At 38.0% G+C, this 12,999-nt stretch carries 7 protein-coding genes; all 7 read right to left on the bottom strand.

What is annotated here, in order from left to right; genetic code table 11:
* A partial coding sequence (locus tag D6856_RS13255; protein ID WP_147367845.1) for a hypothetical protein occupies positions 1–620 on the bottom strand: 620 nt, incomplete at its 3' end.
* A gap of 57 nt (positions 621–677) precedes the next feature.
* Positions 678–3,572, bottom strand: a complete 2,895-nt coding sequence (locus D6856_RS13250; protein ID WP_120687287.1) for a hypothetical protein — start codon at positions 3,570–3,572, stop codon at positions 678–680.
* Positions 3,573–3,627: 55 nt separating this feature from the next.
* Positions 3,628–5,193, bottom strand: a complete 1,566-nt coding sequence (locus D6856_RS13245) for a hypothetical protein (RefSeq protein WP_120687286.1) — start codon at positions 5,191–5,193, stop codon at positions 3,628–3,630.
* A 60-nt stretch (positions 5,194–5,253) separates the two neighbouring features.
* Positions 5,254–7,392, bottom strand: a complete 2,139-nt coding sequence (locus D6856_RS13240) for a hypothetical protein (RefSeq protein ID WP_120687285.1) — start codon at positions 7,390–7,392, stop codon at positions 5,254–5,256.
* Positions 7,393–7,471: 79 nt separating this feature from the next.
* Positions 7,472–9,670, bottom strand: a complete 2,199-nt coding sequence (locus D6856_RS13235) for a hypothetical protein (protein WP_120687284.1) — start codon at positions 9,668–9,670, stop codon at positions 7,472–7,474.
* Positions 9,671–9,773: 103 nt separating this feature from the next.
* Entirely contained in the window at positions 9,774–12,737 is a 2,964-nt protein-coding gene (locus D6856_RS13230) for a hypothetical protein (protein ID WP_120687283.1), read from the bottom strand.
* Positions 12,734–12,997 (bottom strand): DUF5082 domain-containing protein, encoded by a 264-nt coding sequence (locus D6856_RS13225; RefSeq protein WP_120687282.1) that lies wholly within the window; start codon positions 12,995–12,997, stop codon positions 12,734–12,736. The genes D6856_RS13230 and D6856_RS13225 overlap by 4 nt, the downstream gene beginning before the upstream one ends.
* Positions 12,998–12,999 lie beyond the last annotated feature (2 nt).

The raw sequence follows: 12,999 nt of genomic DNA, 5'->3' as shown, positions 1-12,999 counted from the left end.
TTTTGGTTAAACTCACCGTTAAACGCCTCTGTATCGTGCGCTCTTACATGATCGGTAAGCTCGCTGTCAAAAGCTACGAATTTGTTCTGACACTCCTTTACATAGCCTCCGTTTCCTCCGACGCTGCAAAAATCGGCAAATGAATTATTTACTCCGCCTTTATTGGGCTCCGGAAATTCTCCGTATTTTTCACCAAACTCCTTATTTAGCTCACCTATGATCAGATCCACAGAACCCGCTATCTTACCAAACTTTCCATGGTATCCGACAAAATCAGTATCGATCGCTTCAAGCACATCGTAATCAATATACGCATAAGGAGATGAATCCACCATCGTCCTAAAACCGTCAAGGATATCAATCTGTTCCTGAATACACTTTTTGTGCTCATCGGCAACTTTGATATTCATTGAACCCATTCCGTTACCGACAAAATTCTTTGTCTCATCGGCGGCCTTACCCATAAAAGACTCACTGGCTACAAATGACTGATATGCCACTCCCGTTGCCTCGGATTTCTTACAATAATCCACGGCAGCGTTCTGCATATTTAAAAATAGCTCTGCGGTTTTCTTTGCATCAAACCACTTCCCTGCATTATAGTTGACCTTATTTTCCATTTACTCTTTCCTTTCGTTTTTTACTTATTCCCGTCCCCAAGGTCTTCTCGCAGATTATTAATTTACTTTGATTGCGTAGTAATCGCTGCAATCTTCAGTATGTTTTGTCGGATCGTAGTAATAAGGTTTTCCGTTGCAGGATACTGTATACATTTCTCTTTCGACTCCGTCAGAACCTTTGATTTTCCGAACATCCGTTATAGTAATCTCATTTGAACGAAGTTCCCCAACTCCGATCAATGCAGGATTTCCATCTCCATCTTCCAGATTACATGGATCGGCACATTTAAACACAACCTTATAGCCTGCGCTCAAATTCTGCTTGATTTCGGAATTGGTCGGTATTCCATTAAATGCCATAGCTTCTCTCTTCGCATTATTATCTGAAAGATTAACCGTTTTCATTCTTTCTGCAGTAGATTTACCGTTCAGTTTTGTGATCGTCACCTGTTCACCGTGATCTTTGCAATATTGCTCAAATTTCGCATTCTCCCTTTCAGGTGTTTCTACATAATACTTTCTATCCTGACCGTACAGTTTATAAGTTTCTTTGTTTATTCCCCTTGCTTTGCTATTCTTCTTTTTAATCTCTGCTAAGGCGGCACTGTCCTGGTATATATTTGTTCTGTTTGCTTCTTTGTTATATGTTTTCACATATTCTTCCTGATGATCCATATAATAATTAAAGTAATAATCGGTAAGACACTTCATATCATCTGCATTATCATAATCTATGAACATGCTGTTTCCATATTTAACATAGAAATCAAGCATAAGTCCTTCTTTATTGATGTTTCCGTCTTTATCATGTAAAGGTATTTTGTACTTTTTCTCAAATTCATCCGGCTTTTCGATATATTTATTAAGTAGCATATCCAAACGATTATTATCCTTTGATCCTCTGCTAGCCATACCCTCGGCCGCATCAGCCAGATATCTATTAATAGAACTGCCTGCTAATACGGCATTAGTTGGCCAATCTTTACACTCCGGTATTAATGCCGACATTTCCGCCAATTTCTCACATTGTGTATAATGAATATTGCCGTTGGCATCTTTATATGTTCTTTCCCAGAAACCATAAAAAGGATTTTCTCCCTGAATCAGTGTTCTTTCTCCATTTTCTTTTTCCCAAATTGATATTGAATAACAGTCACCCATTTTCATGTTTGCAGGTTGACCCGCGGAAAGGATATACCATTCTTTTCCTTTATATGCAACATAATATCCATATTCATCAAATCCTGTGATATTAACTGTTCCTTTACCGTCTATTTTCCCTACAGGTTCATACGCCACATTACCTTTCGAATCTATATACCTATGAGAAAATACACAATTCTCCACTTCCGATATAATCGACTTTCCGCTTTTATGCTCACTCAATAACAATTCCTTCGGAGGATACTGCGAACCTTTGTTTATTTTCGTTGCATTCATAGAAAGATTGTTTCTGTCACTAAAATATTCAAGCTCATTAAGATTAGCTGCCATTCCATCTTTTTCGGATGTAAGGTCAGAAAAAATTCTTAATGGCTCATTCGTATCCGGTTTACGCATATGGTTATCTACCAAAAGATCATTGATATTCCATCCCTTGTTAATGTTCGAAACAAGGTCTTTTCTGATCTGCTCTTTGGCAACAAGATTTATGCTTCCATCTTGGTTCATAAGTCTTATATTGGGATGTAATTTCTGAAACTCCTCAGGATGCTTTATATAATAATTACATTTCTCCTGAACAATACTCTCAACGCCTCCAATCTTATACGGATCTATCACGTCCATAGTTTTTTCACGATATAATCCCTGCATTACCTGATAATTCAGATCACCGTCATACATCCTTGGCATATCAAACCTATCCTGAAACCAATCTTCCGAGAACTTCGATGTTTGCTGAAATATTACATTAGTTGCGGCAGAGTCTGAGCTTTTTATGGAATCTAACGCTCTAAAAATAGCATAATCTCTTTTATCAGGTTGATCTATATCAGTCCACTTCGAATCGCCATTCTTTCTACCTTTTTGCTCATAGAAAGTTCTATCCCAATCGCGCTCACCTTCTATCCTGTCATATACTCTTCCGTTTCCGTCTAAATGAATCCCAAAAAATCCCCAACGAGAGACTCCCGTACTCTCATGATTGGCTCCATAGCTTCCAACTCTATCAAATGGAGACTTAGATGATGGGGCATTATTAACCTGGTATTTTGCATTCACATCATTGCCAAGATCAGCATCTATATTCTTTATGAATTTCATATTGGTGAATTTAAGAGGCTTTGGCATAGCATCCGCGTTGTTAAAAGAATTTGTTGCATTGGCAATCTTTTGGTTAAACTCACCGTTAAACGCCTCTGTATCGTGCGCTCTTACATGATCGGTAAGCTCGCTGTCAAAAGCTACGAATTTGTTCTGACACTCCTTTACATAGCCTCCGTTTCCTCCGACGCTGCAAAAATCGGCAAATGAATTATTTACTCCGCCTTTATTGGGCTCCGGAAATTCTCCGTATTTTTCACCAAACTCCTTATTTAGCTCACCTATGATCAGATCCACAGACCCCGCTATCTTACTAAACTTTCCATGGTATCCGACAAAATCAGTATCGATCGCTTCAAGCACATCGTAATCAATATACGCATAAGGAGATGAATCTACCATCGTCCTAAAACCATCAAGGATATCAATCTGTTCCTGAATACACTTTTTGTGCTCATCGGCAACTTTGATATTCATTGCCCCCATTCCGTTACCGATGAAATTCTTTGTCTCATCGGCGGCCTTACCCATAAAAGACTCACTGGCTACAAATGACTGATATGCCACTCCCGTTGCCTCGGATTTCTTACAATAATCCACGGCAGCGTTCTGCATATTTAAAAACAGCTCTGCGGTTTTCTTTGCATCAAACCACTTCCCTGCATTATAGTTGACCTTATTTTCCATTTACTCTTTCCTTTCGTTCTTTACTTATCCCCGTCCCCACAGGTCCTTCCATTGTTTAAATACTTATATCTATTCCCGGATCGGTTCTCATGCGGCCCTTAGCTCCATGAACCATATGAGAGGTTTTAGCTTTAACAAACATTGCGTTTTCAAAACATCGTCCGTCACCTGCGTGTTTCTTCGGATCTAAATAAAACTTTCTTCCCCATGATGAAATGATCAGTCTTCCGTCATCTGTATAATCTGTTACGAATACTTCATGTCCGCCTTTATAATCTATGACCTTATTCCCATTTTCATCTTCAAACAGACCATTTGAAACGCTTATTGACACTGAGTACCCATCATCCAAAAGTGACGTTAACCCTTCAAATGATAAATCAACATCCGGATCCCAAAATTCAACATCAAGTACATTATGTTTTTTTATGAAATGTATAAACCTGTTTTTATCTTTGAAGTCATTTCCTCCATGATCATAAAACTTGAAATCATATTGCCCTTGCTTACGCAATTGTTCAGCTTCTGCTTGCAATTTATCTATGCTCACGGAATCAATTACTTTATTTTGTTTATCATAATAAAAATCCGATCCGTATTTTTGTTTAAATTCTTCCGGATGGTCTACGTAATAGTCAGCTTTAGCGTCAGAATAACTCTTTATACCTTCAGGCATATTCAGATGTACCATTCCGCCTTCTTCAAGATAATAATATGTTTGAAGAAGAATAAAATTATAATCTCCGTATTCATCCCTTAAAGGAAAGCCAAAAAGAGCTTCAAATTCTACAGGCTTATCCTTATATGCCTGTAATATGATGCTGACAGGAGTCATATAGGTGCATCCGTGTATTTTCATCATATATAATTCTCTAAAGAGCTGTGCCTTGGTCATATTTTTAGCTTGAGGTAGTTTTTTGATCGCATCATAATCCTCTTGGCCTACTATACTGATATACTTATCAAAATACTCCGGATTCTTTTGAAGCATGTCCTGTCCTTGCAGAGTATCAAGATTAATAGGACAATCGGGTGACAGTTTAAAAACATGATCTACAGGTAAACTTTGGCTGGGACCATATAAGCCGTAATCATCAAAAGGCGAGGGCTTTATGAGATTGTTGATCGTAACTCCCGATGCCATAAAATATGCTTTCAAAAATCCCATGCTCTCTATTTCTTCTTCTGTATATCCGGCTTTCAAAAGAGTTGCTTCAATATTTAGCCTTGGTGTAAACGGACTAAGTGGTTTATTGGGGTTCTTATTATTGTCCGAAACCTGAGTATATTCCACAGCCTTAGCATTGACATTATCAATATCCACAAAAGACTTCTGCTCTTTGGTTAGAGCCTGATCAACAACATTAACACCAAAATCTCTAAACACATCTCCGGTGTCTGCGACATTGTGCCAATTATTGATCAGTGTCTGAATGCATGATGTTCCGTTAACATCCGCCAATGCCTGCATCGCCTCTTGATCCAGGATTTGCCTGCTTTCTGCATTTGTTATGTCATTTTGCTTTTCCGAGAATTTATTTATATCAATAAAAACTGTATTCGGAGTACCGGGTGTAGTCTTTGCATCCGGTACATATGTGTATTTCTTTTCTTCACTCATTTTTACTCTTTCCTTTTAAAAACAAACGCTTATTCCCGTCCCCACGGGGCGTTCTTTGAATCATTTCTTCGGTTCCGTTATATAAGAAATCATATTATCGGAAGCAAGTGCTTCCGGGCCGGCATAATACTTTTTTCCGAAAAGAGATACGGCATAACGATTTTTCAGCGAACCGTCTGTATCCTTATATTCCTCCACTCCTGTTATAGTTGCGGGGTAATAGCCTTGTGGCGTTAATATTTCGTCATCAACAGGGTTTCCCAGAGTATCGGTAAGGTTATTGCTTCCAATAATCCGGATAACAACTCCTCCGTGTTCTGTCACTTTTTTTACCTTATCAACCTCAAGAGGTTTCTTTGTAGAACTAACCTTCATATCTATTCCCCGTTTCTTGCAATAGCTCTTTAGTCTTTCTATGGGAGTTGAATCGCCGTTTTCGCAATGAGCACCCGTTACCAGGCAATAATCAATGAGAAGCATATCTGAATTAATCTCACCGTCTATCCCTTTCATTGTAAAAGGCATCTTTTTATTAAACTCCGTTTCATTATCGGAAAACATCTTAAGAACTGAATTTACCTCAGAGGAAACTTCAGTGCCGTTCTTACTTATACTATTCAATAATTTATTAAACTGATCTTCGCTATAATTCGGATCATGAAAATTTCTGATATATTCCAAAATCCTATATTTATTCTCTCCAAACTCTTTAACGGGGTCGGTATGATCAGCGCCGTATTTACCGATATCATCGAATGCACTTTTATTCATACCGGCAAGTCTTGCCTGCAATGCTTCGCAGCTCTCTTTAAATGCTTTATTTCCAAATGCACCCATGACCTTATTATTCTTGATGATCTCAAGACCACTTACCATATTGCTTAAAATCCGGTCGGTCTCATAAGGTGTTTTTTTAATCTTATATATTCGATATTCAGAAATTTTATTAGCATGATTATTATCGTCCATATCAAAATAATACTTCTTTCCCCATGTTGATACTATGTATCTTATTTTCTCTTTTCCGTTTTTATCTTTGGTCCTTTCAACCCCTGTTATTGTCATGGCATGGTGGTCAATATTCTTATAACATGAATCTCCATTTTCATACTCCAAATCAAAACCAGCAGCACAAAAAGTTACAGTATATCCGTTATCCAGAGCATTCTGTATTTTAGTAGCGGCCGAAGAAGCATCAAGTTTCGGATCTATACGATTGAAGTCAATATCAAGATTGTGTTCGGTGCCAAAATGCACAATTCGATCTGCTGTATTATCAATTGAATGATACTCTTCATCGGTTGTCACCGCTGTTACTCCTGCGTTTAATAACCCCGTAGCCACACCTCGTACATCACCCAGATCATGACCCGGATATTTCCTCATGAATTCTTCCTCATGCTGATAATAATATTCTTCAAAAGTAGCCACCCCGTTCGCCTCATTAAGATAAATCTTATTTATGCTGTTAAGATAAAAACTCAAAATAAGTTTTCTGTAGTTTAAATCTCCATCCTTATTCAACATAGAAAAACCGAAAACTCTTTCAAACTCTTCCGGTCTATCTTTGAACTGATCCATGAACACATTGGCCGAAGCAGCAAAACTACATCCATGCTTGGTGTAATCATCAAGGAGATCATGAATCTCTCTGTCTGATTTTTTTTCGTATCCCGGAAAGCTTCTGACAAAAGCATACGTATCATCATCCTCGCCTACAATCCAGCCGATTCCAAGCACATTGGTACCTGCCCCCATATTCATCTGATTTGCTCCATATTGTCCAATATCATCAAACGGATCAGTCGGTAAAGACTTTCGAAGCTCTTCGGCACACATTTTAAAAATATCAACATCCTTACATGTACTCACAGCCTTAGCATTGGCATGATCAACATCCACAAAAGACTTCTGCTGACCTATAAGTGCTGCGTCAAGATCGTTAACGCCCAGATTTCTAAAACGGTCTCCTGTATCTGCAACATTATTCCAATTCCGGATAAGCATATTGATACATGAAGTTCCGTTAATATCGTTCAATGCTTGTATCGCGTTTTTATCCAAGACCAGCTGCTCTTCAGCTTTTGCAATGTTATTTCTGTTTTCGTTAAATGCGTTGATATCTATAAACAACGAATTGGGATTCCATGCTTTGTTGTTTACTGTAGAATCATAAATTAATTTCTTTTCCTCGCTCATTTTAATTTCCTTTCCCCATAACACTTTTTTTCATTTAATTATTCTCCCTATCCTCGTCCCCATTTATGTAAAATTCAATTTAAGCAGGAATACTTGAAGTAGTCTTAATTTGCTTAAATGAACCGATATAATCACTTGCTTTGTCCGGATCAATGTAATATTTTTTTCCGTGGAATGATACTATATATAATCCGTCATCAGTAATTCCGGTTATCGTAGCTTTTTCACATACATCTAATTTGTAGCCTGTAACAGCGGGCATGCCGTTTGAATCTTCTAAAAATACGGTATCATCAATAACAAAACTCAGCCAAAATCCATCCTGTAATGTCTTTTTTATAACTTCTTTACTTGTCGTCTGGATCTTTCCTGTGTGAACCAGGAGCTTATGATCATTACTGTATTCCAAAAATTTTTTTTCTACCGAATCTTCATTTATTTCACGCGACGGCATGTTATGCAATTTATTCAAGTAAAAATCCAAACGTAGCATGTCATAGTTATACTCTCCGTCACTTCCGGTCAAAGGCACATTGAATTCTTTTTCAAATCCTTTTGGATTCTTCCAACAAGCATCAATTATTGTATTAATATACGGATCCGTATAAATTGCTAAATGCTCAGTACGATAAATGATTTCATCAATCTCTTCCTGCGTACATGACTCGAAACCTTTATGCTTCTTGATCGTATCTGATATAAACTTATGCTGTTCGGGATCATTATTATATTTTTGAGTCAAACTGCGGCCATCAGCTCCATACAATCCTACTCCGCTATAAGGGTTGAGATACGTTTCCATAAGCTTATCCATTTTTTCGTCAAACGCTTTCTGTCTTGCTTCTTTTCCTGACGATGCAAACGCGTTAACAGGACTCATTTCATATAGTTTCCTTAAGCCTTCTATACCTTCAAAGTATTGTTTTCTTGTCGGTTTAAGCTTGGTTTTATAGAAATCAAATGCACTATAACCATTTTTATAATCTAACACTTCTTCTTTTCCGTTATAAGAAATCACAAGCTGTCCAGAATCATCCATGCCGGTTACCGATACATTAACGTTATCAAGATGCTCATTCTTTAGAAAATGTTCCACAGTTCCTACTTCCACGCAACAATTTACGGCATAACCGTCTTTTAAGATATCCTGTAACCTATAAATTGAATCTAAGTCCGCTGAAAGAGGAATTCTCTCAATTTCTGCATCAAGTCCGTGTGACCTAAGGAAGTAGAGAAGCTTATCCGTCTCAGAGTATCCTACCAAGCTACCGGTTTCATCATGTATTTTTTGTGCTAAACCGGCGTAGTTAAGATCTCCCATATATCCTAGTCTTTTCAGATCAAATGCTTTTTCAAAATCCTCATCTGAAAGATCTTTCGCAAGATAAAAAACATTATTGGCCAAAGCTACATCTGATGTATTAACCTCATACCCGGTAAGCCTATTGATCTTTTGAGCATTTCCGCCGAAACTTCCCTCGTCATCGTATGGATTGGTTCCCTCTATGTCAGTAAATATATCCGTAAACATATCCTTAAAATCATCGATAAACTCATCAACTATCGGAATATCTATTCCCCATAGTGCTTTTACATTCGGATTTGTATTAAACTGAGGTGCAATAGGTTCATTGAGCGCTTCCGTCGACTTGGATATCTTGCTGTTTATATCATTAGAAAATGCTTCGGTATCGTGCTTGCTGATATGATCTGTAAGCTCGTTGTCAAATGTTATGAATTTGTTCCGGCATTCCTTTACATAACCTCCGTTTCCATCGATACTGCAAAAATCGGCAAAAGAATTATTAACTCCGCCTTTATCAGGCTCCGAAAATTTTCCGTATTTTTTGCCAAACTCCTTATTTAGCTCACCTATAATCTGATCCACAGAATTTGCTATTTTAGTAAACTTTCCATGATATCCGACAAAATCAGTATCGATTGTTTCAAGTACATCATAATCAATATAAGCATAAGGAGATGAATCCACCATTGTCCTAAAGCCGTCCAGGATATCGATCTGATCCTGAATACACTTTTTGTGCTCATCGGCGACTTTGATATTCATTGAACCCATTCCGTTACCGACAAAATTCTTTGTCTCATCAGCGGCCTTACCCATAAAAGCCTCACTGGCTACAAATGATTGATACGCCACTCCCGTTTCCTCGGATTTATTACAGTAATCCTCTGCTGCTTTCTGCATATTGCCAAAAAGCTCTGCGGTTTTCCTTACATCAAACCACTTTCCCGCATTAAGATTAACCTTGTTTTTCATTTACCCTTTCCAACTTTCCTTTTTATTTGTAACCATCCCCTAAGATCTTACTTTGGTCTTGTTAAATAAAAAGTACCGTCTCTTTGTCTTTTACCTACTATATTTATTTCTTTGTCTCAACCTTCATGGCGTAGAAATTACTACAGTCCTTTCCATGTGCGATCGGATCGTAATAATACTGCTTGCCGTTGCAGGATACAACGTATTTTTCTCTCTCCACTCCATCTGTACCCTTGATGTTCTTAACATCCAATATTTCCATCTCTTTTGAACGGAGCTCACCAAGACCGATAACTCCGGTGTTTCCTTTTTCGTCTTCAAGATAATATGGATCGGAGCACTCGAAATACATATCGTATCCGGCATCTTTAGCTTTCTTGATCTCATCACTAGTAGGTATATTGTCATGCATCATGGCTTCCCTTCGCGCATTGAAATCAGATTTTTTTACTTTCTTTAATCTATCTTGCGTAGAAAGGCCACTCATATCTTTAATCTTCAAGTTATCGCCATGAGCTTTGCAATACTGCTCAAACTTGATATTCTCATTTTCAACCGTCTCGGTATAATGCCTTCTTTGCGCCTCAGGAAGCTCTATTACATGCAATCCCTTCTTTAAGTTTTCAACCTTAGCATTCTCATAATTCTTCCTGCAGTTAGCATCAAGTTCAGCATCCGGCACATCACAAAGGTTCTTTCCATAAACATCTTTATAGACTCTTGAATTATCCTTATAATAGTTTTTCAGCCAATTTACATAAATTTCTTCACCTTCTTTTGTTCTACAATCGATCAACATTTTATGTCCGCTTTTCTGGTAATAGTCAAGCATTATATATTCAACGTTCAAATTGCCTTGTGCATCATACAGATCAAATCCGTATTTCTTTTTAAATTCTTCGGGCTTATCCTTGTATGCTCTTTCCAATATCATTGCCCTGTTAACATCATATGAACCTGCGTTTCCCATGGCAGTGATCGCATTCTTCACTCTTTCAATTTCTTCATCCCCAACAGTAGACTTTTCAAATCCCGGTAGTTTTTGATTCGCAGCGAAAGCAGCAAGGTTCTCAATTTTAGTAAAATGGTATTTATTTAACTCCATTCCATCTACATTTCTTTTTTCTATCTTATAGTCTTCCCAAATAGTGTTGTCATAAAACGGATTGGCTCCTTTAGGAGTTATGTTTCCCTCAGCTTTACGCGAAACTTTTACAGCATAAAAATCATTCGCCGCATTAGTGTTGGCACCGGATTTAGGATCATACAGCCATTTTTGTCCTTTATATGAAACTACAAGTTTATCATCCTTTACCCCCGCTACAACGAGCTGTTCTTCACCGTCTACAGTAAAACTCCTTTTGGTTGTTTCGTCCGTAAGCTCAAAATTCTTTGCCGAGAAGGTTACAGATTCTCCGTTTGTCAGAGCATTGTTAATCTCGTTATTATCGGGAGCGATAACTCCCTTATTAAGGCTTCTTGCAGTCATATCAAATCCATGTTTGTCACAATAAAAAGAAAGCTTATTTATTAGCGACAATGTACCCTTGGCATCCTTGCTTCCTCGACCCTCCTCAAGAGTATTTATAAGTTTACCGTCCATATTATATTCAGGCTGCATATAAAAGATTTCTGATCTTTTTTCCTCAATGACTTCTTTTCTGATCAGCTCAAGTGCATACAGATTGTAGCTTCCGTCAGAATTCAATAATCTGACCCCACCATAATTCTTTTTAAACAGATTTTCATTTCCTTTATATTCAAGGGCTCTTTTCTGAATCATTGCATCAAGTGCACCGGTATCATATAATGCTATACTTTCCTCTGTTTCATTGCGGAAATCTGCATTGAAGAATCTGTAATTTAAATCACCGTTTTTACCTCTTCTGGAGAAGCCCATTTGTTTCTCAAAGGAAATGTCATCCAAATATTTCAATTGCTCAAACATAATGTTGGAAGCTGCAGTATCTGAGGTGTTTATTCTGTTCAACAAATAGTAGATACCAAGATCGGTATCATCATATAAAAACGAATTCCTAATTTCATATCCGCCTTGCTCAGCATATTCATTCCAATTATTTCTTTTTGGCTTAAGATATTTGTACAGTTCCTTGTCCTGATCATTTGCCACCAGCCTGTAACCTTCAAAAGCTAAACTTAAATAAATCGTGGCAGGATTTTCATCAATGCAGAATCCTTTCCATCCGGATCCGTTATCCTCATGATTACCGCCGAAATGTTTGATGTCATAAAATGGGCTGTTCTTATCCATAGCCTGTTTTTGTGCAGCTTCCAAGGCCGGTGAACTAAATCCCGTCAGTCCTGCCGCTCCCTGCGCATTGTTATTGTTTGTAACATCCTTGACCACCTTGAAGTTCTGAGGTGTCTTAAGTATAGGCATAGGAGCATCACCATACTCAGCAAACACTCCTGCAGACCTTGATGTTTTGGATGTAACATCTCCAAGGAAAGTTTCAGTGTCATTTTGACCGAGGTATGCGGTCATATCTTCATCGAATTTAATTAACTTATTCTGACATTCCCTGATATATCCTCCGTCACCATCACCACCGCAGAGCGCTGTAAATTTATTGTCGACCGTTCCCCTGTCGGGACGGGGAAACGTTCCGTAATCAGGTCCGACAAGCATATCAAGAGCATTAATTATTGCTTCCACTCTTCCCGCAATACTTCCGAAAGAACTGTGATAGCCCGTAAGGTCAGTATTGATCTTATCAAGAGCATCGTAATCGATTATTGCATTGGGATCGGAATCCACAGTTTTTTCAAAGCACTCTATCAAGCTTTCCTGATCCTCAACCATCTTCCTATGCTCATCGGCAATATCCCGGTTCATGGTTCCCATTCCGTTCAATACGAAATTTTTGGTGTTATCGGCTGCCAAGCCCTGGAATCCTTCATTAGCGGCAAAATCCTTGTATGCATCATCGGTATCTGATGACTTTCTGCAATAGTCTTGCGCTGCAGTAAGCATTCTTTCACAGAAATTTCTGGTAAGCTTCGCATCATAAAATTTTCCTTTATTAACATCTATTCTGTATATCATTCTTCTGCCTCACTGATTTTTTCTATTACTTCATCTATCTTCTTGATTACTGTCTCTATCCCGTCACCATATGAACCTATCGCGCTTGTCACTCCGCTTTTATGATCCTCTCCGGTGACTTCCAGATTTCCTATCCAACGTCCTGATGCGGTAAGATCATATCCCGATACATTTTCTTTCAATGTATTTGTCGTATTTTTCTCTCCGCCAAGACTTTTTTTGTATTCCTCAAGTTGATTTATTATAGCTGCCTTATCCATAC

The sequence above is a fragment of the Butyrivibrio sp. XB500-5 genome, assembly GCF_003625505.1.
Taxonomy (GTDB): domain Bacteria; phylum Bacillota; class Clostridia; order Lachnospirales; family Lachnospiraceae; genus Butyrivibrio.
Note: the sequence above shows the minus strand (reverse complement) of the source record. Positions and strands in the feature narration are given on the sequence as shown.